Source organism: Streptomyces boluensis, assembly GCF_009908195.1.
Lineage (GTDB): Bacteria > Actinomycetota > Actinomycetes > Streptomycetales > Streptomycetaceae > Streptomyces > Streptomyces boluensis.
This window is the reverse complement of the sequence record NZ_JAAAHS010000010.1, coordinates 1-26,111: the sequence shown is the minus strand read 5'-3', so window position 1 is coordinate 26,111 and position 26,111 is coordinate 1. Positions and strand designations below refer to the sequence as shown.

21 protein-coding genes and 2 pseudogenes are annotated in these 26,111 nt (G+C 70.0%); 10 read left to right on the top strand and 13 right to left on the bottom strand.

Features of this window, described 5'->3' with window-relative positions; genetic code table 11:
• Positions 1-9: 9 nt before the first annotated feature.
• The 3 genes from GUY60_RS02830 to GUY60_RS02820 form a co-directional block, all read right to left on the bottom strand.
• Positions 10-1,353, bottom strand: coding sequence for an MFS transporter (locus GUY60_RS02830; RefSeq protein ID WP_161693371.1), 1,344 nt, complete (start codon positions 1,351-1,353; stop codon positions 10-12).
• A 113-nt stretch (positions 1,354-1,466) separates the two neighbouring features.
• Positions 1,467-3,218, bottom strand: coding sequence for a sulfatase (locus tag GUY60_RS02825; RefSeq protein ID WP_312866159.1), 1,752 nt, complete (start codon positions 3,216-3,218; stop codon positions 1,467-1,469).
• A gap of 8 nt (positions 3,219-3,226) precedes the next feature.
• The gene (locus GUY60_RS02820; protein WP_161693369.1) at positions 3,227-3,796 is read right to left on the bottom strand and encodes a PadR family transcriptional regulator; all 570 of its coding nucleotides are present in this window, start codon (positions 3,794-3,796) and stop codon (positions 3,227-3,229) included.
• 98 nt (positions 3,797-3,894) lie between these two features.
• On the opposite strand from GUY60_RS02820, the gene GUY60_RS02815 reads away from it, so the two are divergent.
• The gene (locus tag GUY60_RS02815; RefSeq protein WP_376771145.1) at positions 3,895-4,821 is read left to right on the top strand and encodes a formylglycine-generating enzyme family protein; all 927 of its coding nucleotides are present in this window, start codon (positions 3,895-3,897) and stop codon (positions 4,819-4,821) included.
• A 33-nt stretch (positions 4,822-4,854) separates the two neighbouring features.
• Here GUY60_RS02815 and GUY60_RS02810 read toward each other — a convergent pair whose 3' ends face one another.
• Entirely contained in the window at positions 4,855-7,212 is a 2,358-nt protein-coding gene (locus GUY60_RS02810) for a glycoside hydrolase family 3 C-terminal domain-containing protein (protein ID WP_161693368.1), read from the bottom strand.
• A complete protein-coding gene (locus GUY60_RS02805) occupies positions 7,209-7,445 on the bottom strand; it encodes a hypothetical protein (protein ID WP_161693367.1) in 237 nt (78 codons plus the stop codon). Before GUY60_RS02805 ends, GUY60_RS02810 begins: the two co-directional genes overlap by 4 nt.
• Before the next feature lie 124 nt (positions 7,446-7,569).
• On the opposite strand from GUY60_RS02805, the gene GUY60_RS02800 reads away from it, so the two are divergent.
• Positions 7,570-8,184: a TetR/AcrR family transcriptional regulator gene (locus GUY60_RS02800; RefSeq protein ID WP_161693366.1), complete on the top strand. Its 615-nt coding sequence runs from the start codon at positions 7,570-7,572 to the stop codon at positions 8,182-8,184.
• Between the two features lie 83 nt (positions 8,185-8,267).
• On the opposite strand, the gene GUY60_RS02795 is transcribed toward GUY60_RS02800, so the two are convergent.
• Genes GUY60_RS02795 through GUY60_RS02785 form a run of 3 tightly spaced genes read right to left on the bottom strand, consistent with a single transcriptional unit; the run spans position 8,268 to position 13,067 of the window.
• Entirely contained in the window at positions 8,268-9,692 is a 1,425-nt protein-coding gene (locus tag GUY60_RS02795) for a phytoene desaturase family protein (protein ID WP_161693363.1), read from the bottom strand.
• Complete coding sequence (locus tag GUY60_RS02790) at positions 9,689-11,506, bottom strand: DUF3556 domain-containing protein (RefSeq protein ID WP_161693361.1); 1,818 nt, start codon at positions 11,504-11,506, stop codon at positions 9,689-9,691. Before GUY60_RS02790 ends, GUY60_RS02795 begins: the two co-directional genes overlap by 4 nt.
• A 40-nt stretch (positions 11,507-11,546) precedes the next feature.
• Positions 11,547-13,067, bottom strand: a complete 1,521-nt coding sequence (locus tag GUY60_RS02785; RefSeq protein ID WP_161693359.1) for a class I adenylate-forming enzyme family protein — start codon at positions 13,065-13,067, stop codon at positions 11,547-11,549.
• Positions 13,068-13,222: 155 nt separating this feature from the next.
• On the opposite strand from GUY60_RS02785, the gene GUY60_RS02780 reads away from it, so the two are divergent.
• Positions 13,223-14,479: a PucR family transcriptional regulator gene (locus GUY60_RS02780; RefSeq protein ID WP_161693357.1), complete on the top strand. Its 1,257-nt coding sequence runs from the start codon at positions 13,223-13,225 to the stop codon at positions 14,477-14,479.
• A 112-nt stretch (positions 14,480-14,591) separates the two neighbouring features.
• Here GUY60_RS02780 and GUY60_RS02775 read toward each other — a convergent pair whose 3' ends face one another.
• Positions 14,592-15,218, bottom strand: coding sequence for a hypothetical protein (locus tag GUY60_RS02775; protein ID WP_161693355.1), 627 nt, complete (start codon positions 15,216-15,218; stop codon positions 14,592-14,594).
• Between the two features lie 250 nt (positions 15,219-15,468).
• On the bottom strand, positions 15,469-15,789 hold the full coding sequence (locus GUY60_RS38725) for a hypothetical protein (protein ID WP_246234189.1): 321 nt from the start codon (positions 15,787-15,789) through the stop codon (positions 15,469-15,471).
• A gap of 452 nt (positions 15,790-16,241) precedes the next feature.
• On the opposite strand from GUY60_RS38725, the gene GUY60_RS02765 reads away from it, so the two are divergent.
• A complete protein-coding gene (locus tag GUY60_RS02765) occupies positions 16,242-16,448 on the top strand; it encodes an EF-hand domain-containing protein (protein WP_161693379.1) in 207 nt (68 codons plus the stop codon).
• A 657-nt stretch (positions 16,449-17,105) separates the two neighbouring features.
• Entirely contained in the window at positions 17,106-17,294 is a 189-nt protein-coding gene (locus GUY60_RS02760; RefSeq protein ID WP_161693353.1) for a DUF6381 family protein, read from the top strand.
• Between the two features lie 187 nt (positions 17,295-17,481).
• Here GUY60_RS02760 and GUY60_RS02755 read toward each other — a convergent pair whose 3' ends face one another.
• The gene (locus GUY60_RS02755; RefSeq protein WP_161693351.1) at positions 17,482-17,709 is read right to left on the bottom strand and encodes a hypothetical protein; all 228 of its coding nucleotides are present in this window, start codon (positions 17,707-17,709) and stop codon (positions 17,482-17,484) included.
• A 197-nt stretch (positions 17,710-17,906) separates the two neighbouring features.
• Here GUY60_RS02755 and GUY60_RS02750 point away from each other — a divergent pair, with 197 nt between their 5' ends.
• Positions 17,907-20,300 carry a SpoIIE family protein phosphatase gene (locus GUY60_RS02750; protein WP_161693349.1) on the top strand — a complete coding sequence of 798 codons (2,394 nt, stop codon included), beginning with the start codon at positions 17,907-17,909 and terminating at the stop codon, positions 20,298-20,300.
• 30 nt (positions 20,301-20,330) lie between these two features.
• Here GUY60_RS02750 and GUY60_RS02745 read toward each other — a convergent pair whose 3' ends face one another.
• Both GUY60_RS02745 and GUY60_RS02740 read right to left on the bottom strand, forming a co-directional pair.
• Positions 20,331-21,755 carry an outer membrane protein assembly factor BamB family protein gene (locus tag GUY60_RS02745; RefSeq protein ID WP_161693347.1) on the bottom strand — a complete coding sequence of 475 codons (1,425 nt, stop codon included), beginning with the start codon at positions 21,753-21,755 and terminating at the stop codon, positions 20,331-20,333.
• 15 nt (positions 21,756-21,770) lie between these two features.
• Entirely contained in the window at positions 21,771-22,478 is a 708-nt protein-coding gene (locus tag GUY60_RS02740) for a hypothetical protein (protein WP_161693345.1), read from the bottom strand.
• 801 nt (positions 22,479-23,279) lie between these two features.
• Here GUY60_RS02740 and GUY60_RS02735 point away from each other — a divergent pair.
• The 4 genes and pseudogenes from GUY60_RS02735 to GUY60_RS02720 all read left to right on the top strand — a co-directional run.
• Positions 23,280-23,919: pseudogene (locus tag GUY60_RS02735) on the top strand (phage tail protein); the annotation flags it as partial.
• Positions 23,920-23,984: 65 nt separating this feature from the next.
• A pseudogene (locus GUY60_RS38720) lies at positions 23,985-24,210 on the top strand (ATP-binding protein); the annotation flags it as partial.
• Complete coding sequence (locus GUY60_RS02725; RefSeq protein ID WP_161693343.1) at positions 24,201-24,485, top strand: hypothetical protein; 285 nt, start codon at positions 24,201-24,203, stop codon at positions 24,483-24,485. The pseudogene GUY60_RS38720 and the gene GUY60_RS02725, both read left to right, overlap by 10 nt.
• Positions 24,482-26,111, top strand: a 1,630-nt coding sequence (locus tag GUY60_RS02720; RefSeq protein ID WP_161693341.1) for an eCIS core domain-containing protein, incomplete at its 3' end; no start/stop codon positions are given. The genes GUY60_RS02725 and GUY60_RS02720, both read left to right, overlap by 4 nt.

Here is a 26,111-nt window from a genome sequence, read left to right as displayed (position 1 = left end):
GGGCAAGGGTCAGGTCGCGGAGTCGAGGGCCTGTTCGCGGCGCTCGTGCAGTTCCCTCTGGACACGGGCCACGTCCTCGCCGTACGAGCGGTGAAGGAGCGTCAGAAAGGCGCCGTTGACCAGCATCAGGATGACGAGCGCCCACAGGAAGACGGTGCGGAGCCCGATCGCGTCACCGAGGAAGCCGGCGCCGAGGCTGAAGGAGGCCCAGGCGATCGCCTCGAAGACGGAGACGTAGATCGCGAAGGCGGCGCCGCGCAGCTCGGGTGGGGTGATGGCCATGACCATGGGGCGATTGACGCTCGGATTGACACCCTGGGCCGCGCCCATGAGGGCGAAGAAGACACCGAACAGAGCGATGCTCCCGTAGTCGAACTGGGTCCCGAAGAAAGCGAATCCCGCAAAAGCGAACTGGGCCGCCTGAAGGACCGTGACCAGGCCGTGGCGGGGGCTGCGCCGGCCGGCCCAGTCCGCCGCGAAGCCACCGAGGAGTGTGCCCAGGAAGTAGCCGACGCCGAAGGGGAGCAGCACGATCGACGCCTTCTGCGTGCTGAAGCCGTACACGTCCACCAGGTACACGACGCCGAAGGTGCCCACGAGGAGATGGCCCGAAAGCAGGCGGGAGACCAGGAGGACGACCAGGCTGCGGATCTTGAGGAGCGAGAACGCCTTGGCCCAGGTGAGCTTCGAGTGGGCGTCGCGCGTGGCGCGGTCGAGGTCGGCGAGCTGCTCCTCGGCCGCACCCCGTCCCGGGTCGCGGAACCAGAGCCACATCGCCAGACCGAGCAGGATGTTGAAGGTGCCGACACCCCACAGCCCCCAGCGCCAGCCCTCGTCGACTCCCGCGAGCTGGCCCTTCAGCGGGCCGATCACCGCGCTCACCATCGCGACCGCGCCGTAGACCACACCGATCGCACGGCCGCGGGTCGAGCCCCCGAAGAGGTCGCCGATGAGCTCGGTGATGATGGGGTGCGCGGCCGCGTAGCCGGCCGCCAACACGGTGTAGAGGACGAGGAGTTGGGCGAAGCTCTGTGCGAAGCCCGCCGCCACGCCCCACACACCCCAGAGCCCGGTGGCCACGACGAGGACGCTCTTGCGCGACCAGCGCTCCGCCACCCACACCCACAGAGGCCCGGTGAAGGCGCCGGCTATCTTGCCGGCGGCGGTCAGTATGCCGAGCGCGCCGAGCGAGACCCCGAGGGACTGCCGGATCAGGGGAAAGAGGCTGCTGACCAGGCTCGCCTCGGTGCTGTCGACCAGCATGGTGCCGCCGAGCAGGGACAACTGCCGCCAGCGGCCTTTCACCTGCACCTCGGATTTGGGCATGACGGTGCTCTGGCTAAGCTCGGGCATCAGGCCGTCTCTTTTCTCTGTGACTCTCTTCGCGGGAGGTCTGTGGGAAGGGGAGGGCGTACGCCGGTGACGGGGCGGCAACCCCGTCACCGGCTCAACTGACCGCAGCGGTCTCAGAGTTGGGCGAGTTCCTCGGCGACCCGGCGGAGACTCGGGGGCGGGAACAGCGCACCCGCCATGGCGGCGACGTCGATGAGTGGTGTGGCGCCGATCATCTGGAGCAGCTCGGAGTCGGCGACACCGGGCAGGTGTTTACGCACCACCTCGACGGCGACCGGGTCGGAGAGCAGTGCCTTGAGGGGCGTACGCAGCGAGAGGCGGCCCTCGGGGAAGTCCTCGGCGCGGGGCAGCGGTTGGGCGGCCCGCTCGGCCTGGTCGCGCTGAGCCCGTACCAGCAGGTGCTTCTCCGTGACCGGCCCCCGGGTGGGCAGGCCGAGGCGTTCGTACTGGCTGGGCGGAGCGTCGTTGGCTCGCATCAGCTCCACCAGCAGGGTGGCCATGCGCAGTTCGGCGGCGTCGTCGAGCAGCGGGGTGCTCTGGTCGGGGTCGGTCTCCAGGTCGAAGAGGAGCGTGCCGTGGTGGTACGGGTTGACGAGGGTGCGGCCCGGTACCCGAAGGGTGCGGATGTTCTTGGTGAAGTCGAAGGGCTCGGCCAGTTCCAGGTCGACGAGTTCGGCGGGCGAGAAGCGGCCCCGCATGTGGGTCGGCATCAGGGTGTGTTCGTACAGGGGCGCGTTGTCGGGTGCGGCCGACGCCCGCATGTAGACGTAGCGGCCGTCCGTGACGTTGACGTGTCCGCCGTGGATGCCGAACAGGCCCGCCTCGCGCACCGGGGTGTCCTCGGCGACCGGGAGGGGCGCGCCCTGCATGTCGCCGGGACGGTCGACGCCGAAGAAGTCGAGCAGGGTCGGTGCCACGTCCACGGTCTGCACCAGCGCCGAACGCCGTTCGCCCGCGGCGCGGTTGCGCGGGTCCCAGGCGAACAGCGGCAGATGGACGAGTTCGTTGAACCAGGGCTGGACGCTCTTGCCCCACCAGCCCTTCTCGCCGAGCAGCAGCCCGTGGTCGGTGTTGACGATCAGGAGCGTGTCGTCCCACAGGTCCAGCTCGTCCATGGTGTCGAGGACGCGGCCCAGGGAGTGGTCACACATCGACAGGAGCGCCGCATACTCGTAGCGCGCGTGCTCCACCTGGCCGTCGGTCTCGACCACGCGCTTGTAGTCGGGCCAGTCGAAGTGCGGGCCTTCGTAGTCGTGCGGATAGAGGTCCTTGTAGGTCTTGTGGCTGAAGAACGGCTCGTGCGGGTCGAACGTCTCGATCTGCACGAACCACCGGTCGTCGTCCTGGTTCGTCCGTACGAAGTCGAGGCCCGCGTCGAAGGTGAGGGTCTGCGGGTGCCGGTCCTCCGTCGCCATGTGGGGCCGGTTCACCCAGTCCTGGCGGTAGGAGCCGAACCGCATCCGCTTCAGGTCCTCGGGTATCTCCGGGTCGGCCACCTGGCCCTTCCACGGGTCGCCCTCCTGGCCTCGGAAGAACTCCCAGGTGTTGTAGCGGCCGTGGTAGGTGGCGCCGCCGTCCTCCCAGTAGTGCGGGTGGTCGCTGACGAGATGGGTGTACACGCCGTTCTGCTTGAGGAGTTCCGGCATGGAGTCGTCGAACGGTTCGAGCGGTCCCCAGCTGCGGTGCAGGAAGTTGTGGCGCCCGGTGTGGAGTTCGCGGCGGGCCGGCATGCAGGGCATCGAGCCCGCGTACGCGTTGTCGAAGGTGACGGCCTTCTCCGCGAGTCGGGCGAAGTTCGGGGCATGGGTCCAGTCGCCTCCATACGGCGGCAGCAGGTGCCGGTTGAGGCTGTCGAACATCACCATGATCGCCCTCATTGGACGGCTTTCCCTTCGGTCAGGTTGCGCAGGGTCCGCTCAAGCCAGGCGACCCAGCGGTCCATGGCGGCCGCGCCGAGTTGGTGGAGGGTTTGGTGCACCTGCGCGTCCAGGTCCTGGTCGAGCTCGGGCAGCGGGTCGTCGTAGTGCAGGGTGCGGTCGCGGTGGCGGTTCCTGGCGATCTGCGCGCGGCGGTGGTCGAGTTCGGTCTCGACGATCCGGATCGCGGCGTCCCGGTCGAGCGGCGCCGCGACGCTGAACCGCGCGAGGAAGTCGATCTCCTGGAAGCGGCTGGGCGGCTCGTAGGGCGAGCGCACCCATTCCAGGAGGACCTCGCGCCCGCGCGGCGTGAGCCGGTACACCTTGGCGTCCGGACGGCCCTCCCGCGCGTCGACCTCGTGCCGGATCCAGCCGTCGGCCTCCATCTGCCCGAGCTTCCGGTAGATCTGGCTGTGATGGGCTCGCGCCCACAGGAACTGCCCTTCGACTTCAAGCCACTTGCGCAGGTCGTACCCGCTGTACGGGCGACGGGCCAGCAGGCCGAGCAGGACGTACTCGAACTTCACGGACGTGGACTCCCTTGTGCGGAAGCTGTGTGCCACATTGCTGTGTGCGACATTGCTATGTGCAGTTTCACCTAGATGAGAATTCATATAGCCACGTCATGGAGACGTCAATGGGATGTTGCGTACCGGAAACCCGGATCTGCTCCACAGGACCGCTCCCCACGCCGGCCCGCGTGCCACCCGCGCACGACCAAGTCCCGCTCCCCGGGGGCGAGTTCCTGATGGGCGACGCCTTCGCCGAGGGCTACCCGGCGGATGGCGAACAGCCCGTGCACGCGGTACGCGTCACCCCGTTCGCCATCGACGCCACGACGGTGACCGTGGCGATGTTCCGGGCCTTCGTCGACGACACGTCGTGGGTGACCGTCGCCGAACGGGAGGGCAGCTCCGCCGTGTTCCACCTGGCCGTCGCCGCCGAGCGGGCCGACATCACCGGGAACGACCCGGCCGCCCCCTGGTGGCTCGACGTCCGGGGCGCCGACTGGCGCCGCCCCCACGGCCCGCTGTCCACCGCCGAGTTGGACCACCCGGTGGTGCACGTGGCGTGGGACGACGCCCTGGCGTACTGCACGTGGGCGGGCCGCCGCCTGCCGACCGAGGCGGAGTGGGAGTACGCGGCCCGCGGCGGACTCGCAGGCCGCCGCTTCGCCTGGGGCGACGAACTCACCCCCGATGGACGGTGGTTGTGCAACATCTGGCAGGGCCGCTTCCCGTACGCCAACACCGGCGCGGACGGCTGGCTGGCGACCGCCCCGGTGCGCTCGTACCCGCCCAACGGCCTCGGCCTGTACGAGGTCGCCGGGAACGTGTGGGAGTGGTGCGCGGACTGGTTCGCCCCCGACTACTACGCCCACTCCCCCGCAGCCGATCCCGAGGGGCCGCGGAGCGGCGAGCGACGTGTCATGCGGGGCGGCTCCTACCTGTGCCACCACACCTACTGCCACCGCTACCGCGTGTCCGCCCGCTCGGCCAACACCCCCGCCTCCAGCAGCGGAAACTGCGGGTTCCGGACGGTCGCTGTGTGAGGGGTGACGCCATGTGAGGGGTGACGCCGTGGGTCAGGCGCCCTCCTCACCCCCGGTGTCCTCCTGTCCCCCGGCGCCCTCCTGCCTCCCTGCGCCCTCGGCCGACCGCACCGTCTCGACCAGCTCGTGTACGTCGTCGAAGCCGAGGGGAACGATCGGGAGCCCGGCGAGCTGGCTGAGGCGCATGTTGGCCACCATGCGCTGACGGGGGCTGCCCTCCTCGGGGTAGGCGTCGCCCATGGACTGCTGGATTCGGCGCAGCAGTGCTTCCATGGCCGGGCCGCCCACAGGGTGGGCGAGCCACACCTCGACGGTCGAGTCGGCGTCCGGCTGCTCGGCGTAGGCATCGCCCTTGACCGGGACCGTCGCGCTCAGCCGGATGTCCCGGCTGGAGGCCCCGACGTCGATGCGGTGGTCGGCGTCCTCGACGAGCCAGGTGTCGGCTGCCGTGTCGAAGTGGGCGAGGTCGGCGCGGGCGACGCGGACGGTGACGCTCCGGGTCTCGCCGGGCGCGAGGCACACGGTGGCGAAACCCTTCAACTCCCGTACGGGACGCCGGGCCCGCCTCCCCGGCGCGGCCACGTACACCTGCACGACCTCGTGACCGGTGCGCTCGCCGGTGTTGGTGACCGCCACGGTCACGTCGAGCCCGCCCGCGTCCGAGGTCACCCGCAGGTCCGCGTAGTCGAAGGTGGTGTACGAGAGGCCGTGTCCGAAGGGGAAGGAGACCGCCATGTCGCGGGCGTCGTAGTGGCGGTAGCCGACGAACAGGCCCTCGCTGTACGTGACATGACCGTTCTCGCCGGGCCAGGCCAGGTACGCCGGGGTGTCGGCGAGCCGCAGCGGGATCGTCTCCGCGAGGCGCCCCGACGGGTTCGCCCGGCCGAACAACAGGTCGGCGGTGGCCGAGCCGCCGGCCTGACCGAGCAGCCAGCCCTCCAGGACGGCCGGTACGTCGTCGATCCACCCGGCAAGGCGGACCACGCCACCGTTGGCGAGGACCACGACGGTGTTCGGGTTCACCGCGGTGACGGCGGCGAGCAACCGGGTCTGCTCGGCGGGGAGTTCGATGTGCTCGCGGTCATAGCCCTCGGACTCGAAGCTCGGCGGCAGACCGAGGAAGAGTACGGCGACGTCCGCACCCGCGGCCGTACGGACGGCCTCCTCATGCAGCGCGTCCGCGTCGGCGTCCGGAGCGTCGACGGGGAAGCCGGGAGCGAAGGTGATGTCTGCCGCGGGCGCGGCCTCGATGACCGAGTCCAGTGCGGAGTCGAGCCGGGTCGGGGTCACGCGTGAGCTGCCCTCGCCCTGGTAGCGGGGCGTGCGCGCGAACTCACCGATGACCGCGATGCGTTGGGGCGCGGCGGGATCCAGCGGGAGAAGCGCGCCGTCGTTCTTGAGGCCGTCGTTCTTGAGCAGGACCGCCCCGCGCGTGGCGACCTCGCGGGCCAGGTCGTGGTGGGCGGCCGGGTCGAAGGCGGCGTCGGGGCGCGCGTGCGCGGCCGCCTTGCGCGCGAGCGCCACGACCCGAGCGGCGCTGCGGTCCACTGCTTCCTCGGGGAGTTCACCGGATTCCACCGCCGCGACGGCCCTCGCGGGGCCGACGCCGGACGAGGACGGCATCTCCAGGTCGAGCCCGGCGGCGAGGGCCCGCGCCCGGTCGACGACGGCTCCCCAGTCGGAGACGACCACGCCGTCGTACCCCCACTCACCTCGCAGGAGGTCCGTCAGAAGCCACGGATTCTCCGACGCGTGCACGCCGTTGACCCGGTTGTAGGAGCACATGACCGTCCAGGGCGCGGCCTCTGTCACCACGCGGCGGAAGGCCGGCAGATAGATCTCGCGCAGGGCCCGTACGTCGATGTCCGCGCTGACCGACATGCGGCCGGTCTCCTGGTTGTTCGCGGCGAAGTGCTTGACCGAGGCCCCGACGCCCCGCGCCTGTAGTCCGTTGACCCAGGCCGCTCCCAACACCCCACTGAGCAGCGGGTCTTCGGAGAAATACTCGAAGTTGCGCCCGCACAGCGGGCTGCGCTTGATGTTGACGCCGGGGCCGAGCAGCACGTGCACGCCGTGTGCGAGGCACTCGCGGGCCAGCGCGTCGCCGACCCGCCCCGCAAGGTCGGCGTCCCACGTGCAGGCCAGGGTGACGGCCGGCGGGAAGCAGGTGGCCGGCGCGCTGCCGTTGATACCCAGGTGGTCGACCCGGGTGTCGTTCTGCAGCCGCAGCCCGTGGGGGCCGTCCGAGAGGCGGAACTCCGGGATCCCGGCGTCGGGAAGCGAGGTGCTGTGCCACCAGCCCGCTCCTGTGGTCAGGCCGGCCTTCTCGGCGAGGCTCAGCCGGGCCACCGTCTCGGCGGGCGTCTCTGTCGACTGATTCGGGTTGTTCATGCCGTCTCCTTGGAGTGTGGTGCGGGTTGATACACGGTGCGAGGGATGCGGTGGACGGCCGTGGTCACCGGACTCCCTTCCTGCGGCAGGGCGGCCCCTGCGACGTTCACGACGCCGAGGTCGCGGGCGAACGACCGCTCGGACGGCAGCACTTGAGAGAGGGCGAGGAAGGTGCCGGGGACGGCTCCCCGTACGAGGGCGATGCCGGGGTTGGCGGGGCCGATGCACGCCATGAGGAGACCTTCTTCCGGTGGGCCGCACTGGGCCGCACCTGCGACTGGCGAGAAACAGTACGGCGTACTGTTTTTGCGGGCAAGGGTTTGCGCAGGCGGAATGAGGGCCGAATAGGGTGGCCGCGTGAAAGCCAGAAGCTCCTACCCCAAGGGGGTCGCCAAGCGGGAGGAGATCCTCAAGGTCACCCTTGAGATCTTCGGCCGCGAGGGCGAGCGGAACACCACGCTGCGGATGGTCGCCAAGGAGAGCGACATCAGCCTGACCGGCCTGATGCACTACTTCGCGTCCAAGGACCATCTGCTGACCGAGGTCCTGCGCGCCAACGACCGCGCGGCCGCGGCACGCTTCCACGACCCGGAGGCCGTGCGCGATCCGGGCGAGTTCCTGGCCCGCGCCCTGACGGTGAACGCCGCCAACTCCGCCCGCGTACGCCTCTACGTCACCCTTGCCGCGGCCTCGACCGACCCCGCACACCCGGCCCACACGTACTTCAGGGAACGCTTCGCCCTGCTGCGGGCCACGATCGCCGAGCACCTCGCGGCCGAGCAGCGGGCCGGCCGGGTGAACCCCGGGCTCGACCCGCACTTCACCGCCTCAGCCCTCGTCGCGGCGGCCGACGGCATCCAACTGCAGTGGCTGAGCGACCCCGGCATCGACATGGCGGACCAGGTCCGCCGCGTCTGGCGGATGCTCGGAGCGGCACCCGGCCCATCGGACGCCGACGCTTCACGCACGTAACGCCTCAGGCATGGCCGGCAAGGTCGAGGTCGTGGGCCGTGACCGCGCGGGCGTAGGCGTAGGCGTGCAGGGCGGTGAGCACATCAGCGTGATGCGAGGCGGAGGTGGCGTAGCGCTGAGGCCGCTGCTCCGGCGCCGCACATTCCGTGCGCGCCGGGGCCCGGTGGGGTGGCGGCGGAGCAGCAGAAGACGCCGGGGAGCGCGGTGGAGTAGGGGTCGAGCGTGGGGCGTGCGCCCAGGACGAGTTGGGGGACGGTCTTGGCTCCGGTGAGGATGTCGCCGCCGGCGAAGTTGGGGTTGGTGGCGGCGAATTCGGCCGGTGTGGTGGTGTGCGTGCCGATGATTCGGTCCCGGGTGCCGGGGGCGAAGCGTTCGAGCTGGTCGATGACGGCTGCGGTCACGTCGCCGCCGTATCCGTGCGGGACGTGGGCGTAGGCCCAGACCGGGTGGACGTCGCCGACGGACCGGGTGGGGTCGGCCAGGTACTGCTGGCCGACGAGGACGAAGGGGCGTTCCGGCATGCGCCCGTTGTTCACGTCCCGTTCCGCTTGTGCGACCTCGGCGAGAGTGCCGCCGAGGTGCACGGTGCCGGCCCGCCGGGCGGGTTCGCTCGTCCAGGGCACGCCCTGCTCGACCGCCAGGTCCACCTTGAAGGCGGCGGGACCTCGGCGGAAGCGCCCGTAGGCCCGACGCACGCGGCCGGGCAGCCGGTCCTGGTAGATGTGGGCGATCTGTGCCGGGTCGAGGTCGAGGAGCGTGACGTCGGCGGGCGGGATCTGCGCGTGGTGGGTGATGCGGACACCGGTGTGCACCCGGCCTCCATGTGCGCGGAGCACATGTTCCAGGCTGCGGGCGATGGCCTGCGAGCCGCCCTCGGCGACGGCCCAGCCGGCGGCGTGACCGGCGGTGAGGATGCCGAGGCCGACGGCCGAGGACAGCGGGTGGGACAGCGGCCGGAAGGAGTGCGCCGCGACGCCCGCCCACAAGGCCTGCGCCTGGGGCGTGGAGAAGAAGCGGGCGAGGAGGCCGGCGGGCAGCGTGGTGGGCAGACCGAAGCGCGCGAGGAGCAACGGGTGGGAGGGGATGCGCAGCAGAGGGCCCATCACGTCCTCGCTCAGCGCGTCCCAGCGGCTGACCGAGGGTTCGAGCAGGCGCCGGTAGCGGTTGCCGTCGGCGCCGAGCATGCGGGCGGTGTCCTCGACGGAGCGCAGGAGTACGCCGGCGCTCCCGTCGTCCAGGGGGTGTACGCAGTCGACGTCCGCCAACTTCCAGCGCAGCCCGTGCTGTTGGAGGTCGAGCGAGCGGAGTGCCGGTGAGGTGACGGCCATGGGGTGGATGGCCGAGCAGTGGTCGTGCAGCAGGCCGGGCACGATCGCCTCGTGGCTGCGGGTGCCGCCGCCGATCTCGTCGGCGGCCTCCAGGAGGGTGACTTCGAGCCCTGCCTTGGCGAGGAGGGCCGCGGCGGCGAGCCCGTTGGGCCCGCCGCCGACGATGACGGCGGAGGTCATGACGTGGCGTCCTGGGTCGGCGTCGTCGTCGCGCCGTCCTGCGTGGCGGGCGGCCCGGCCTGGTGGGGTACGGACGTGAGTGGGTGAAGGCTCTCCACGTCGTACACCGGGTAGTCGGTGCCGTCGGTCGGCCAGGGTTGGCGGGTCAGCATGTCGTGCACCTTGACGTGCCCGCGCTCGAGGAGGCCGAGGGCGGCGTCATGGACTTCGTAGGCCTGCGTGAGGCGGTGGAGGGGCTGGCCTTCCAGGCAGATCACGCGCACCTCGCCGGGGGCGAAGCCGCAGCGGTCCTGAACGGCGTGCAGGAGTTGGTCGTTGTGGAGGTGTCCCTCGCCGAAGTTCCAGCCGATGGCGAAGCCGGCGATCAGTTCGCCGTCCATCACCACGGTGTCTTCCTGGCCGGCGGTGACGCGGTCGATGAGGCCGTTGTGTGCTCGGCCGTGGGAGTGCATCGACCTCCAGCTCTGCACCTTGTGGGACATCAGCAGGGCCGTGCTCTCGTCGTAGAGGCTCTCCAGCTGCCGGTGCGGAAGCCGGCACGCGGTGGTCAGGTTCGTCTCCAGGCGGGCCAGGGCGTCGCCGGTGAACAGCCAGACGCTGGTGGCCCAGTTGCCCGCGTAGTAGCGCATCGCGGGGAGGAACGACACCAGGTCGGGGCGTACGTTGCCAAGGAGGGGCAGCAGGAGCAGGCTCGGCAGGACCACGGCGAGCAGCCACGGGGACTGCAACTCCCAGACGTGGACGCCTCCATGGGCGCCGAAGAGGTGGAACAGCGAGAAGATGAAGAAGAGGTTCCACTCCAGCGGCACGCCCATCGGGACGGTCGAGAGGATGTGGAGATGGAACACGGCCATGTAGAGCAGGGCCGCCCAGGTCCAGAAGCCTCCGTCGCCGAGGAAGACCAGGTACAGCGGGACGGCGTACTCCGTCGTGGTTCCGACATGTGCGAGGAAGAACGGCAGCCGTGAGGGGCGCAGGTCGCGCGGGTGGTCCCGGTAGAAACGCCGCTTGAGCCAACGGCTCGGAATCAGCGGGGAGTTGCTCATCATCGTCGCCACCACGAAGGGGAAGTGGTGGTTGAGCTTCGAGGTCGCCGCGCCCCACCACAGGGCCAGCATGACCAGCTGGAAGCCGATGAACATGTCGGCGTACGGGAAGAAGAACAGCAGCAGCGACAGCCAGTACTGCTCCCCACGGGCGGCCAGGAAGATCGTCTTGTCGCGCAGGCCGAGCACGGCGAGGCTGACGATGAGCGGGACGGCCGCGCGCGCGTCGAGCAGGCCGATGCCGTCGGAGCCCGGTACGTGGCTGCCATCACCGGGGCGGGTGAGCAGCCAGCCGGCCGAGGCCAGGACGGCGGCGTACAGGGCCACGTCGAAGCCGGTGCGGCGGCTGCCCCGGGTCAGCGGTACCCGGTCCGGCCACGGGGGAAGCCGGATGGTGCCGGGCCGCAGCCAGTACAGGACCGATCCGATGACGGGGTTGAACCGGGAGGTCAGCGGGCCGGATCCGCAGCCGAGGCCAAGCACCTCCCACAGCAGAGTGAAGACGATCAGCTTCTGGTAGACGATCGGCTCCGACCACCAGGAGGCGACCTGACCGACGGGTCCGAGGCCGGGCGTCAGCGAGATCACGAACGCCGCCCCGCCCACGTAGGCCAGGCACTTGACGACGTAGAACACGTACACCGCGTAGGGGGTGCCGAACCCGTACTCGACCCAGTGCCGCGTGAGGAGCTTGAGGCGCTCACCGCGCGGCAGGGTACGGAAGGTCTCGGCGTCGACGGGTGGCAGTTGGGGTTTCACAAAGCCCATGGGGTCACACCTTCGTGGCTCGGAGGGACGGTGTCGAGGCTCAGCAGGAGGGCGTGAGCGCCTGTCGGCGCAGCGCGGGCTTGTCGATCTTGCCGACGGGGTTCTTGACGACCTCGGGGACGAGATGCACGGCGACCGGGCGCTTGTACGGGGCGAGGCGGTCGGCGAGGAAGGCGGATATCGCGCCGGTGACGGCGATCGCGTCGGTGGCGGCGTCCGCGTCGGTGGCGGCGTCCGACCCTTCGCGCAGGGACACGAAGGCCACCGGGACCTCGCCGAGTACGTCGTCGGGGCGGCCCACGACGGCGGCTTCGAAGACCGCGGGATGGTCGTGCAGGACGGTCTCGATCTCCTTGGGGTAGATGTTCTCGCCGCCCCGGATGATCATGTCCTTCACGCGGTCGACTAGGACGAGGTAGCCGTCCTCGTCCAGGCGCCCGATGTCGCCGGTGTGCAGCCGGCCGTTCCGTACGGCCTTGGCGGTCTCCTCCGGGCGGCCCAGGTAGCCGCGCATGACCGTGGGGCCGCTGACGACGACCTCGCCGATGCCGCCGTCGGTGATGAAGACGCCGTCCTCGTCCATGATCGCCACGCTCTGGCGGGGCAGCGGAAGTCCGACCGTGCCGGGCTTGCGGATGCCGTCCAGCGGGTTGGACGTCGACGCGCAGGTCCCCTCCGACAGGCCGTAGCCCTCGATCAGTTGCAGGCCGAACCGCTGCTCCACCACCTCGATGAGTTGCGGAGGCATGGGAGCGGCGCCGCAGACGGCGAAGCGGAGGCTGGAGGTGTCCGGCCGCACGTCGGGCGGCAGGTTCGCCAGCATCGCGTACATGGCCGGGACACCGGAGAAGTAGGTGGGGCGGGCGCGCTCCAGTGCGGCGAAGAAGCCCGTGGCGCTGAAGCGTCCGACGATCGTCGCCTGGCCACCCGCGCGCAGCGGCGAGAGGACGCTGACGACGAGGCCGTTGACGTGGAACAGCGGCAGGATCAGCAGACTGTGATCGTTCTCGGTCAGCTTCATCGACTCGATCATCGCCGCGGTCATGGCGTCGATGTTGCGGTGCAGGAGCTCAACTCCCTTGGGGCGTCCGGTGGTTCCGCTGGTGTAGACGACCAGCGCGAGATCGTCGCCCGCTTCCCGGTCCGCGGGTGGGTCGAACAAGGCAACCGCCGTCGGCGCCGGTCCGGCCAGCTCGACCGGCGTCAACACGGCGACGGACACGGGCAGTTCGCCCGACGCCGCCTCGACGACCACGGCCTTCGCCCCGCAGTCCGTGAGCTGGTAGCGGGTCTCCTCCGCGGTCAGCGCCGGGTTGACCGGGGTGACAGCTGCCCCCAGACGCCAGGCGGCGAACAGGGCCACCACCAGTTCGACGCGGTTGGGCAGCTTGACCGCCACGATGTCGCCGTCGCGGACGCCGCGGCGGAAGAAATGGCGGGCGTACCTGTCTATCAGGTCGGAGAACTCGGCGTTCGACAAGGTGCCGAGTACGTCGTCGGTGACGGCCGGAGCGTGAGGGTCTTGTGCGCGGCGCACAGCAGGCAGGCGGCTCAGGTTCATGCGGGTCTGCACCTCGGAGTCGGATGGCGGGCGAATCCAGGTGAACGTAGAGCCCACGACGGCCGAACGGCCACGGATGCGGGGCACAAGGTCGCAAGCCGCTTTCGTGCTCCTGGAACAAAGCCCTGGCGCGGGCATCGCCGTAGAGTGCGGCCATGGAGTCACGACAGGCACTGGGCATCGCGGTCGGCGACCGGATCTGGCAGTCCAGGGAAGGCTTCATCGCGGACCTCGTGCAGGTGACCCGCGCCCACATCACCGACCTCGATCACGACGCCGCCTCCCGCTCGCTCCTCGAGGCGAGCATCACCGAGAACGTGGTGGCCGCGGTCAACTTCATCAGGCAGGGGATCGACGCGGATCTCCTGGAGGCCCCGACGGCCGCCCTGGCCTATGCCCGGTTCCTCGCCCAGCGCGACGTACCGCAGTCCGCGCTCATCCGCGCCTACCGCATCGGCCATGCCCGGTTCCTCGACCACGCGTTCCCCCTCCTCGACGACCTGCCGGCCGACGAACGGACTCCGCTCATCCTCGAACTGGTGCGTCTCTCGGGCCAGTTCATCGACCAGATCTGCGAGCAGGTCGGACGCACCTACGAACGGGAGCGGGAGCAGTGGGTGGCCAGCCAGAGCGGGGTCCGCCAGCAATGGGTGAGCGCGCTCCTCGGCGAGGGCCCGGTCGACCGCGCCGCCGCCGAGCAGGCGCTGCGCTACCCCCTGGACGGGCTCCATGTCGCGTACACGCTGTGGCCGGCCGACCGTATGACCTCCTTCGACCTGGTCACCGCCGTGGACGACATCCGCACCCGAGCCGTCGCGGCCCTGCGGGCCCGAGCCTCCCTTGTGGTACCGACCGACGAACACGAGGCCCGCCTCTGGCTCGCCCTGCCGGACTCGACAGGCGGCCGGCCGGCTCAACTGGCCCCGCCTGCGGGGTGCTTGCTGCACGCCGCCATGGGAGAACCGGGCGCCGGCCTCGCGGGCTTCCGCTCCTCGGCACGCCAGGCCGCCCAGGTCAGAGAGATCCTCGCCATGCATCTCGGCAGCGCGCAGCGAGGGGACGCCGATGCACGCCGCCCGCTGTGGGTGCACTACGCCCAGGTGGCTCCCGTCGCGCTCATGACCAGGGACGTCGCCGCCGTACGCGATTTCGTACGGGCCGGCCTGGGCGACCTGGCGGCAACCAGTGCACGCGGCAGCCTCCTACGCGAGACGCTGCGGACCTTCCTCACCCATCACCGCAGCCACTCGGCCACGGCACAGGCGATGAACCTTCACCGCAACTCGATCCAGTACCGGGTACAGCAGGCAACGGCTCTGCTGCCGAACGGCTCCCACAGTCTCGACGACGACTTCGACGTCCGGGCCGCGCTGCTTGCGGCGCATTGGCTCGGCGGTGCGGTGCTGGACTAGACGAGGCGCAGGCAGGTCTGGGAGCTCACGTGGCGGCGCGGCGGGTGATCAGTTCGAGCGGGCGACGGACGGCCGGATCCGCTTCCGGGCCACCGGCTCCATCTCGCACACCTCAGGGCGTAACCCCTTCCGATTTTTCCCGGGCGGGGGCTGAGTGGGAGAAGCCGACATAGCAATCTCCGTGTTGACTGCGGGTGGTGGGGTCGTCATTACGGAACATGTAGAGGCGCGTGCGGTTGGCGGGGTCCTGGAGCGTCTGCACGTCACCGTCTGACAAATAGAGGCAGAAGTTGGCCATGAGTGGTTTTCCGCCTTCCGGTCGATGAACCTCAAGCCTCCCCTCGTATCTCCCAGGGCTGAAGCTCCACCTCTTCGCGATGAAACGCGCCACGGGGCTCTTGGGGGTGTCACGGTGCACCACCATGGGCGCCGGGTCAGCGGCCGGAACGTAGGCGAGCCCACCGGTTGGGGGGTCGTACTCCCATTTGCCGGACTCATCCCAGATGAATTGCGGAGACTCTTCCGCGCCGCCCGCCGATTGTCTGTGCAATGTGAGTTTCAGCGTGCTGGCCATTTTCACGCGGTCAGAGTTCTGCGTCGTCGACAGGGTGGGCTGTAGCCACACGAGGGTGTAGTCGGGGTCGCCACCGATCCGCAGAATGGCAGGCAGCGCGACATCGAGACGCGCGTCCTTCTGAAGGATCACCAAGTTCAGCACGGACAGGACCAGCGCTGCCAAACCGGTGAAGGTCGCGGCCCACAAGTGCGCTGCGGAAAGGCGTCGATGCCTCCGGACTTCGTCACCTGACTCCCTCATAGAGCCAGGATCTCCTTCGTTCGCGGAGAGTGCCCTGCGGGCTGGCCCGTCAGGGGGTGCGGCCCCACGCACCGCACCGCACCAGCCGGGTTGGTACGGCCGCACTTCCGACCTGCAATCGACGCCCTCATCACCCGAGGAACGACAACCGGCCCCGTAGCCCTCGAAATTCTCAGACCTCCTTCTTCTTGAGTTCCTGAGATCGAGCCAGCAGTTCCTCGGCGAAGTCGTCCCAATCCGGACCGAAGCTGAGGAGGTCCGAACCGGCTTGCCCAAGGATTTCGGCAGCGTCAGGCCGCTGCAGGCAGAGCAGACGGAAAGCCAGGTTCCGTGCCCAGACGGGGAGTGCCATCCAGTCTTCAGCCAGGGATTCCTGAAGCGACTGCCAGACGTCCTCAGGATCTGCGAAAGTCAGCCTCTCGATGAAGCGCCGGACCTCGACCGGGATCTCCACGGCACCGCCGTTCACCCCACCCGTGGAGACCTGCGACATGAGTTGAGTCAGGTCGGACACAGTCAGCCTTTCTGGCTCGCTACCTCGATGCGGGCTCGACCGCGCAGGAATCCCGTTTGATGGGCTCGATCACCGGGACAGGGTGTGGCGGTCCACGAAGGACAGTACGTAGGCGGCCGTGCAGAAGCGATTGCTCGGTCATGGGACGGCCCCTCATCCGGTCAAGGCGGGGGGGGTGATGCCCGGCGCGAGAGGGAGCCGGCCAGGAAGCGGAGCGGGGAGATCGGTGCGCCCAACGGGCTCGCCTGCATCAGCGAGTTGAACCAAATCAACGAGTTCAGAGGCCATCCACGACCAACTCGAAGTCTCCGTAGTCCTGCCCTGAATCCGCCTTGCGGGCGGGAGCGGTGGGCGCTGCGGGAGCGGGTACTTGGAGGCCCTAGAGTGGGGCGGTCTTGAAACAGCAAGGAAATGGGGATCGAGTGGTCGACATGGCAGCCGCGGCGCGGAAGGTCTTCGACCGGTACGACGTCGACGGGGACGGGCAGTTGACTGCCGAAGAGTACCGGCAGGTCGTCGCGGAGCTCGGCGACACGGGTGTCACCGCGGAGGCCGCGCAGGACCTCATCGACACCATCGACACCGACGGTGACCGGAAGGTCTCGTTCGAGGAGTTCCGGGCTTCCATGGGGCTCTGAACACCGCGCCACCGCCTGTGCCCCCGGATCCGCCGTTCCGGGGGCACAGGCGCGTATGCCTAGCGGGCCCCGGGCATGGTGGCGTCGTTCCCGATGGTGGGACCCCGGTGTGGAACGTCGAGACGGCCCGATTCCGCCGCGGGCCGCTTCTTGCCCCGTTCAACGCGGCCGGGGAGGAGTCCTCTCTGCATCAGTACGGCACGAACGTTCCCGCTACCGCAGGCCAAGGCGATCACGCCGTCGGTAGTCGTAGCGGTGAGTGTCGCCGGCTGGTCCAGGGGAAGTCGTTCCCCTTCTCGTGCGTCGCCCTGCGGGTTCTTGTCGGTCATCTCTGGGTGCCTCTTCATGGACGGCCCGATGCCGACCGCAGTGGATCTGCCCGTAGCGGTGGGAAGTTACTCCGGGCCAAAAGGTCGCGAATGGATCGCAGACACGCATCCACCGTTTGCTCTCGGCGCTGCCTGACACACATGCCTGACCTGCGACGCAGCCATCACTCAACTCCGATGAGACTGCTCAGGACGGATGCGACAGGACAGCGTGGGCGACATCGAGCGGAGCGAGGTTCAAGGACCGGGCTGCGTGCGTCGAGGTGCCGAGGCCACCGAACCTTGTTTCGCTGGGACGTAGTGCCCCTTCACGAAGCGAGGACCGATCATGGGATCCGAGGAGACACGGGAACGGCTTCAGCACATGCGCGAAAAGGCGCGCGAACTTGAAGAAGCCGCGGAGCGCACCTCCGACCCACAAGAACGGCAGCGCCTCCAGGAGAAGTCTCGCAAGCTGCAGTCCCGGTCCGAACAAGAGAGCGCCATGCGAGCCGGAGACATCTACCCCGAGGAGTAGGCGCCTTCGCCCTACGACAGCCCTTGCAGGGCGCCGTGCGAGACCCTCGCGAGGCCGCCGGATACGCAGCCGGATACAGTGCCGCCCGCTCCAGAACGGGGGCCAGGACGCCCTTCCTCTCAGCAAGCAGAGCGTGATTCCGCCACCGCACCAGGTCGGGCACATCGCCCACCGGAACGTGCTTCACCTACTCCAGATACCGGGCTCGAGTCGCGTTGCGCGGCGCCTCAGCGGCCAGCGCCTCGTCCGCGGCCTTGAACGCCTTGAACGCCTTGAGCGACAGCGCCTTCGCACGAACGTATTCCTCACCCAGGTGCTCTGTCGGCGGCGGGCAGCACTCCCTGACTTCCGCAACTCGGCATCCTCTGCTGAAGCCACTGCCTGCCACGACGCAGACCTGCTCAAATTCCTCCACCGCGCCGGACTCCCCGATGCCGCGACCCTCCTCGACCCGTTCTGTGCGCGGGTGGTTGGGGTGCCCGCCTCGGCCGGCAGGGCGTGTCCGGCCCAGGCAGCGCCGGCGGGGACGTTCCACGGAGTGGGCGTACCACGGTTGTGCCTGTTCCGGGGACGGCTGATTCTGTAGGGGACGAACGGGGCTGATGTGGCGCCATGACAGCATCGAACGCGGAGCAAAGCGCTGACTTTCGTGGTCCGCTCGACGTCGGCAAGGCCGCCACGGTGGTCGTCGACGCCCAGGACACGGTCATCGGCTGGAGCCCAGCGGCGGAGCGGCTCCTCGCCTACCGGCCGCAGGAGATCGTCGGACGACCCCTGGCCACACTCCTGTCACCCGGCCCGACGCCCTCCGTTCCCGCTCCCCCGTTCCAGGGAAACGCGATCCGCGTCGCCCGGCACCGGGACGGGCGTGAGCTGATCGTCGCCACCGCGACATGCCCCCTGCCGGGCGCCGGCGCGGCCGCGCGCGTCCTCGTCGCGACGGAGCTGCAGGATCTCCGGCAGTGGGAATCCCGTCTCGCGCTCTTGCACGGACTGGCCACCCAGTCACCCGTCGGCCTGGCCATCTACGACAGCGAACTGCGCTTGACCTGGTGCAACGTGATGTTCGAACGCGAGATCGGGCAGCCGTTCGCCGAGTTCCGCGGCCGTCGGGCCGATGAGCTGTACTCCGCTGGGAAATTCGTGACCACCGGGCATCCGCCCACTCTCGACGCGGTCATGCATCACGTACTGGATACCGGAGAACCATTTCTGGACCTGCACTTCCAGGGGCGGCCGCCCAGCGACCCGGAAACGGACCACGTCTGGTCCTGCGCCTACTACCGCCTCCAGGACGCCGACGGACACGTAATCGGAGTGTGCGAGGACGCCTTCGACATCTCCGATCGCTACAAGGCGCAACAGCGGCTTGCCCTGCTCGTCGAGGCAGGACGCGGAATCGGAACCACCCTCGATGTGCGGGTCACCGCCGAGAAGATCACCGAGGTGGCGGTGCCGGAGTTCGCCGAAACCGTCACGGTCGACCTCGCGAGAGCGGTTCTGGAAGGCGAGGTGCCGACCGGCGGCAGCTCGGCGGCGATGTCCCTGGTGCGGGTCGCCTGCCGGTCGGCCGGGGAAGCCGACCAGGAGACGCCGGGTCAGCAGCCTCCGTCCCCTGCCCCGGTGAACGACTCACCCGTGGAGTACCCGCCTGGTTCGCCGCAATATCGCAGCCTCTCCTCCGGCGGTCGCGTGCTCGACGACACGGTTCTGGTCGTGCCGCTGCGGGCCGGGAACAGCACGCTCGGCCTCGTCACGTTCATGCGCGGCACCGGTTCAGCCACCTTCGACAGCGGCGAAGTGGCACTGGCCGACGAACTGGCCGCCCGTACGGCTGTGTCCATCGACAACGCCCGCCGCTTCACCCGCGAGCGCACCGCATCCCTGGCCCTCCAGCGCCAGTTGCTGCCGCAGCACGTGCCGGAGCAGTCAGCGGTCGAACTGGCCTACCGCTACCTGCCGTCGGACGACATGACAGGCGTCGGCGGCGACTGGTTCGACGTCATCCCGCTGTCCGGAACCCGGGTCGGGCTCGTGGTCGGGGACGTGGTCGGCCACGGGCTGCAGGCGGCCGCCACCATGGGACGGCTGCGTACGACGGTACGCGCGCTCGCCCAGATGGACTTGGAGCCCGTCGAGCTGTTGTCCCGGCTCGATGATCTGGTGGCGCAGCCGGTGGAGGAACAGTGGGGCGAGCCGGGCATGTCCGACGGCGCCTACGCCGATGTGACCACCGGCGCGACCTGTCTGTACGCGGTCTACGACCCGGTCTCGAGGCACTGCGTCATGGCCAGGGCCGGGCACCTGCCGCCGGCGGTCGTCGAGCCGGACGGCCGGCTGTCCTTCCCGCTCCTGCCGGCGGGACCGCCCCTGGGGATCGGAGGCCTGCCGTTCGAGTCGATGGAGATCGAGCTGCCGGTGGGCAGCCTCCTCGCTCTCTTCACCGACGGCCTGGTCGAGGCCCGCGACCGCGACATCGATCAAGGGCTCGAAATCCTGGGACAGGTTCTCAGCGACCGGAACGCGTCGCTCGAAGCACTGTGCGACCGGGCCGTGGCGGAACTGCTGCCGGGCGGCTCAGCGGCCGACGACACCGCCCTGCTGCTCGTCCGTACCCGCGAACTCGACCCTTCGCAGGTCACTGAATGGGAACTGCCGGCAGAGCGAGTCGCCGCGGGCCGCGCCCGGGACCTGGCCACTCGACAGCTGCACCGCTGGGGCCTCGAAGATCTGTCCTTCGCGACCGAACTCGTCGTCAGCGAACTGGTGACCAACGCGGTCAGGTACGCGGAAGGGCCGATCCAAGTGCGCCTCATCCGTGACCGCACCCTCCTGTGCGAGGTCGCGGACAGGGGTCACACCTCACCGCACCTGCGCCACAGCGGCGAGGAGGACGAAGGCGGGCGCGGCCTGTTCATCGTCGCGCAACTCGTCCAGAGGTGGGGAACGCGCTACACCCGCTCCGGCAAGACCATCTGGACCGAGCAGGCCCTTCCCGAGACGTGAACGGAAGCCTGTCACCGGGCGAAGGGCGGGTCACCGTACGGGGACACCGGTGTCACGGTCGAGGACGTCTGCGTGGGCGTACGCGGTGATGAGGACGCGCGTCCCTTCGGGCTCCGGGGCGGATGCCTGGGGGACTCGCCTCTTCCACCGGATGGAACCATCGCGTACGTCCACGGAGTAGAGCGCCTCGTCGGTGCCGTGGCCTTCCTGTTGAGGTGCGGCGACATACACGGTTTCCTTCGTGATCGCACGGGGGTGGGCGCTTCCCCGAGGGACTGTCACGGCCCAGGCCTGGTGGCCGGTTCTGACGTCGAGGGCGATGACGCGGGTCGTGGAGTCGGGTGTGTAGCTGTCCGGGTCCTGCTCGCGGTCGGAGCTTGAGTCGCGCAGGCACCAGAGGTCCTTGGTGATCAGGTCACCGTCGTCGCTGGTTCCCGGCAGGCGGCGCATCTTTCGTGACCAGAGTGTTCTGCCGGTGGCGGCCTCCAGGGCGGAGAGCGCTTCGTCGGTCTGGGCGAAGAGGCGTCCGCCCCGTACTCGGGTAGCGCCGGGGACTCGCTTGCTCCAGATGACCTCGCCCGTCGCGGCTGTGATGGACGTGACCTGCGTCTTTTCGGAGCTGGGGGCTGCGGCGCCGCCCGGTTCGGCCGCGTTCACCATCAGCATCGCCTTGCCGTACACGCCCACAGGGCTGCCGGTGCTCCGTCGAGTCCACAGGACGTCCCCCGTCCTCGCGTGCAGACCGACAACAAGGTCCGTGGCCGAGTCGGTGACCACGAAGGCGTCCCGGTGGGCTTCCCAGGAGAAGCCCCGGTAGCGCGGCCGGCTGTAGTTCCACACCTCCTTGCCGGTCGCGGGGTCGAATGCCCGGAGGGTGTCCTGGCCGGTGTCCTGGCCGGTGTCCGCCGGCTCCGGCGGAACGGGGCCTGAGGTGGTGAGGAGGAGCCCGTTGTCGTATCGGGGTTGAAGCTGGGGCGCGTGCCGCGGCTCGCTGGGCTTCCAGCGCCAGACCTCGCGGCCGGTCTTGATGTCGACGGCCACGAGGATGCCGGTGTCCGCCCACGTGACAGTGGTGACCACGAGGTTCCCCACCACGGTGGGGTCGGTCACGCGCACGTCCTTGCCGTCCGGCGCGTTGGGGTCCCCGAGGCCGGGACTGTCGATGCGGCGAAGTGTGGTGGACCATCGGCGGGCGCCGGTGGTCACGTCGAAGGCGCGCAGGACGGCGCCGGTGCTCGCACTGTAGATCCCGTCTCCCGCGCGGACGGGCCGACCGGGGGCCTTCGTGCCCGGGATCGTGATGGGCCAGGCGGATTCGTCCGGCGGGCGGTCGTCCGATCGGTGTGAGGGGCTGCAGCCCTGGAGCAACCCCGCGCCTGCTGCGGCAGCGGCTGCCGCTGCGGTGGCACCGCCGGCGATGAGCACGGTGCGCCGGGTGGGGCGGTTCGGGGTCATCGTGGGCTCGTTCCTTCACGAGGAGTTGGCGGCATGGAGGATTCCTCGCAGGGTGGGGGTGATCGTGTCGCTGCCGTGTCCGTCGAGGAACGCACGTACGGCCTTGTGAGCTCTGCGTTTCATGCACGTGTCGTACTTCAGGCCGTCGGCCGCACTGGGCATGACGCCGAGCGAGTACTCGCCTGGTACGTCGATGAAGTCCGAGGAGCCGGCCTCGCGGACTTGCAGGTGGACGCGGTAGAGCGAGAGCGGGGCACCGTGGACGAGCGGTTCCTTGGCACCGACTGTGACGGTGAGAGCGTCGGCGTCATGCGGGGCGACCTCGAACTGCACCTGCCCTTGGTAGGAGTCTCCGGAGGCGGCGCTCCCGGGCAGGCTGACCCCGTAGGTACCGGTCGACTGGATGTCTCCGCCGACGGGCTTGCAGGCGCGGACCCGGTCCACGGTGAGAACGGAGAGGCGTGCCTCGACGATCACCGCGGGGTCCTCACCGCCGTTCTTGAGGGTGACTTCGACGCCCGCGGTGGGCAGCTTCGTGTCTTTCCGGGTGCCGCTCGCGTCGGTCTCGGTGTGTACGACATCGACCTCGCCGGCCTGGGCCCTGACCACGGACACGTCCACGTCAGGGCCGCCGAACAGCTTCTCCGCGAGGGGCACGGCGGGCGCCGCGATGATCGCGGCAAGGGCGCCCGCGAGCGCGGCCTTGGCGGTTTTGCCGCGCATGAGATCGCGGAGGGTGCGCCGCTGTGCTTCTTCCGCACCTTCCTCGGGCTGCTGCTGATCCTCGGGCTGCTGCTGGTCCTCGGGCTGCTCGGGATCTTCGGGGGCGCCGGCCGGGTCGGGGGCGGTTGGCGTTACGGCGGGTTCGTCGGTGTCGTCTGAATCGACCGGCGCCGGCGGCTCGTTCCCGGCGTCTCCTTCGTCGTCTCCATCAGCATCGGGGGGAATCGGAGGAGGGGGCACAGCGGTCTCCCGGCGAACACGCAGTCCTGACAAGGAAGTTGAGCCCCCAAGCGTGCTGGGGCCCCTGGCGTGCAGGCAAGCTCTGGCCACGGACTGGCCCGATCCCGCCCCCGAGTTCGCCGCACCAGAAGTTTCGCTGAGCGACGTCCGCTGGGCGGTCGAGCGCCTGGACGCTGGGAAATCGCCCCTCGGGATCGGCCGTTCGGCCATCTGGCCGGTTCCCGGCGACAGAAGCCGGTGGTCACGAAAACTCCACGCCAGCCGCAGCCCAGGCGCTTGACTGCTCAACTCGCTTCAAAACAGACTGCGTTGAGCGCAAGGTACTCGCACAGCAGAACGGCATCAGGAGTCACAGGCGACCTGCTCGATGCTTGCCCCGGCGGGCCGACCCGCGCCGGGTGCGAACGGGGGTTCATGTCTGCGCACCCTCACGGAGGTGTGCGCGCGGGGGACACACGCGCGGGTCACGGCGCGCTGATTCTCTTCCGGCACCGCACCTCCTCGCCCTCTTGGTGCCCCTGGCTCCGGTGAACACCGGGGTCGAGAGGGATTGGAGGGGGAATGCCGGCGAACCCGACGTATCCAGGCGTCTACGTCGAGGAGCTTCCCAGCAGTACGCGCACCATCTCCGCCGTGACGGCGTCGGTGACCGCGTTCGTTGGCCACACCCGCCAGGAGGTCTTCAGCGGCCTCGGGTCCGGCCTGTCCCACGGCCGCTACGCCCCGACCGTGATCGACGCGGGCTCCTCACCGATCCGTGCCGAGGTGGTGGGTGCGGGCCGGCCCGACCCGGCGGGCACCGTCTCCAAGCCCTTCGGGGCCGAGCTGCCGGAGCCGGCCGTCGACCTCACCGTCAAGACCGGCGACGTCGAACGGGACTTCACGCTGTTCGCCCCCGAGCAGGACGGCGAGGTCCCCTGCGACGTCACCGAGCCGGCGCTGCTGCTGGAGCGGAAGCTGCGCGCCCTGCCCGACGCTCCCGGCAGCCACGCCTTCGCCAGGAGCGAGGTCGTGGCCTTCGGCCGGCGCCTCCAGGTGGTCCACCGATCCGGCGGATCTGGTGAGGTTCGTCGGCGAGTGCGCCAACGACCTGGGACTCGAGGCGTCCGTCGACCCGCCCGCCCACCAGCTTCAGGGCGGCGAGGACGGCGAGGCGGGCGGACCGCGCGACCTCATCGGCAGCGAGCAGCGCAAGTCCGGCGCCGCTCCCGGCACAGCCGCCGCGCCGCGGAGATGACGGTCAGCGTGTCCGCCGTCGACTCGTACCGCGTGCTGCCGCCACAGGCGCCCACGAAGGACCTGGACGCCGGGCTGCCGGCCCAACTGACCGTCGCGCGCGGCTCGATCCGCAAACATCGCCCCGTCGGGCGCCTTCCTCGCCGCCGAGGAGGGCGACCGCGTGCAGCTGCGGCACATGCTCGCGGCTGCGCGCACCGAGTACCAGCAGCTGGAACGCTCCTTGACGCCCTCGGAGGTCCGCGGATGGGTCTGAACGAGCAGCCACGGGTCGATGTCCGCGTCGACATCGGCGCACTCGTCCTGGACGGCTTCGGGCCGCACCTGGACGCGGGCCGCGTCATGGCGCCGTTCCGGGCGGAGTTGACGCGCGTCGTCCAGGAGCGCGGGCTGTCCTCGGAGGCGTGCGCGTCGGACACCCTGTCCAGGCCGCCACCCCTCCCCCGTACGAACAACCCGGTCCGGCTGGGCGAGTCCCTGGCGCGGGCGGTGCACGCGGGGCTGACGGGGGACGGGGGCGAGCGGTTATGACGATCGAGCCGGCCCAGGCGCAGTCCGCACACGACGACCGCTCCAAACGCCGCAAGCAGCGCAAAGCCCGCCGCGAACAGGTCCCCGAGCCGAAGAACATCGTCAGCGGCGCGGGCCAGCCCCTCGACCTGAGCGTCCGCCGTGACCTGGAGGAGCAGCTCGGGCACGACCTCGGCAACATCCGCCTGCACACCGACCGCGACGCGAACGCCCTGACGGACATGCTCGGCGCGGACGCGGTCGCCGTCGGCCAGGAGATCTTCTTCCGCGAGGGCGCGTACCAGCCGGGAACATCCGAGGGGCAGGCGCTGCTGGCTCACGAGCTGCTGCACACCATTCAGAACCCGTACGGGCACGGCCCGTTGGCGGCCGGGCGCGAACTCGGCGCCGTCTCCCTGCCCCACGAGGCGGCGGAGCAGGAGGCCGAGTCCGCGGCCCAGGCCCTCACACGCGGCGAGCAGGTCGAGGAGGTCGGCCCGGAGCCGCAGACCCCGGCCTGGATGCGCTACGCCACCGTCGACGCCGACCGCACCCGACTGGAGCGGGCGGACCCGGCCTCCCTGATCGACCGGCTCGCCAACACGATCCTCCGCACGCTGCGCGCCGACCCCGAGGACCGGTCGAAGCGCACCCGCATCCAGCTCATGCGCCTCCCCGAGGAGCTCGAGGACGCCGTCCTTGACCGCCTCGAAGACCGGCTGCTCAGCTCGGAGCACGAGCGGCTGCTCGACCTCTTCGACGCCGCCGAGCGCGACGACGACCTCGGCCCGGGATCACCCCTCCTCGCCCCCGACCTCGCACCGGACGCGGCCGAGGAGCTGAACCGGGAGCGGGAGACCGAGCAGCGCAAGGCGACCGAGGAGGAGCAGGACAAGGCCCGTCCCGCGACGGCGGCCGGCCCGGAGAAGGAGCAGGCCTCGACCTCGTCGGGCAGCGCCGAGGGCAGCACCCCGCAGAACGACACCTCCGGCAGCCCGCAGGGCGGCAACTCCGGGAAGAAATCCGGGAAAGAGTCGGGCAGGCCGGACGGGTCCAAGGAGCCCGGACCGCAGACGGGCGGCGACGCGTCCCGCCCCAGGGGCGACGGCGAGCAGCCCGAGGGCCCGGCCGCGCAGTCGGAGAAGAAGGACGAGCAGCAGGCGGACGGCGGGGGCAAGGGCGAGAAGGGTGCGGCGGAGGGCAAGGACGGCCAGGCCCAGCAGGAGCAGGGCGAGAAGGAACGTCAGCAGAAGGATCAGCTGGAGAAGAAGGACGGCGGCGACCGCGCGGAGGGGAAGAAGGCCGACGAGAAGGGCAGGGAGGACGCCGCCCAGAAGGAGGCCGCGGGCCGGGAGGCCGAAGGCGAGCAGAAGGACGCCGAGAAGCAGCGCGAGAAGAACGCCGAGACCGCCGAGTCCAAGGAGCAGCAGAAGGAGCAGGAGGGCAAGGGCGAGAAGGAGGGCGCCCTCGAAGGGGCGAAGAGGGACGAGGAGTTCCCCGGCCGCTCCAGCTCCCTCGACGGCGCCCGCAGCCAGGACCTTCTCGGCGAGGAGGAGCCGGAGAAGACCCCTGACAAGGGCGGCGACTCCGAGGTCGAGGTCGGCGGCGGCGAGAAAAGCGCCTGGGACGAGAAGCTCCGCCCCGAGG

What these genes read in the sequence shown, in the direction of transcription:
- GUY60_RS02760 (WP_161693353.1), top strand. Translation starts at nt 17,106, where the DNA reads ATGGGATCCGAGGAGACACGGGAACGGCTTCAGCACATGCGCGAAAAG.
- GUY60_RS02745 (WP_161693347.1), bottom strand. Translation starts at nt 21,755, where the DNA reads ATGACCCCGAACCGCCCCACCCGGCGCACCGTGCTCATCGCCGGCGGT.
- GUY60_RS02815 (WP_376771145.1), top strand. Translation starts at nt 3,895, where the DNA reads ATGGAGACGTCAATGGGATGTTGCGTACCGGAAACCCGGATCTGCTCC.
- GUY60_RS02825 (WP_312866159.1), bottom strand. Translation starts at nt 3,218, where the DNA reads ATGGTGATGTTCGACAGCCTCAACCGGCACCTGCTGCCGCCGTATGGA.
- GUY60_RS02765 (WP_161693379.1), top strand. Translation starts at nt 16,242, where the DNA reads ATGGCAGCCGCGGCGCGGAAGGTCTTCGACCGGTACGACGTCGACGGG.
- GUY60_RS02810 (WP_161693368.1), bottom strand. Translation starts at nt 7,212, where the DNA reads ATGAACAACCCGAATCAGTCGACAGAGACGCCCGCCGAGACGGTGGCC.
- GUY60_RS02795 (WP_161693363.1), bottom strand. Translation starts at nt 9,692, where the DNA reads ATGACCTCCGCCGTCATCGTCGGCGGCGGGCCCAACGGGCTCGCCGCC.
- GUY60_RS02830 (WP_161693371.1), bottom strand. Translation starts at nt 1,353, where the DNA reads ATGCCCGAGCTTAGCCAGAGCACCGTCATGCCCAAATCCGAGGTGCAG.
- GUY60_RS02805 (WP_161693367.1), bottom strand. Translation starts at nt 7,445, where the DNA reads ATGGCGTGCATCGGCCCCGCCAACCCCGGCATCGCCCTCGTACGGGGA.
- GUY60_RS38725 (WP_246234189.1), bottom strand. Translation starts at nt 15,789, where the DNA reads ATGTCGCAGGTCTCCACGGGTGGGGTGAACGGCGGTGCCGTGGAGATC.
- GUY60_RS02790 (WP_161693361.1), bottom strand. Translation starts at nt 11,506, where the DNA reads ATGGGCTTTGTGAAACCCCAACTGCCACCCGTCGACGCCGAGACCTTC.
- GUY60_RS02725 (WP_161693343.1), top strand. Translation starts at nt 24,201, where the DNA reads ATGGGTCTGAACGAGCAGCCACGGGTCGATGTCCGCGTCGACATCGGC.
- GUY60_RS02780 (WP_161693357.1), top strand. Translation starts at nt 13,223, where the DNA reads ATGGAGTCACGACAGGCACTGGGCATCGCGGTCGGCGACCGGATCTGG.
- GUY60_RS02740 (WP_161693345.1), bottom strand. Translation starts at nt 22,478, where the DNA reads ATGCGCGGCAAAACCGCCAAGGCCGCGCTCGCGGGCGCCCTTGCCGCG.
- GUY60_RS02785 (WP_161693359.1), bottom strand. Translation starts at nt 13,067, where the DNA reads ATGAACCTGAGCCGCCTGCCTGCTGTGCGCCGCGCACAAGACCCTCAC.
- GUY60_RS02750 (WP_161693349.1), top strand. Translation starts at nt 17,907, where the DNA reads ATGACAGCATCGAACGCGGAGCAAAGCGCTGACTTTCGTGGTCCGCTC.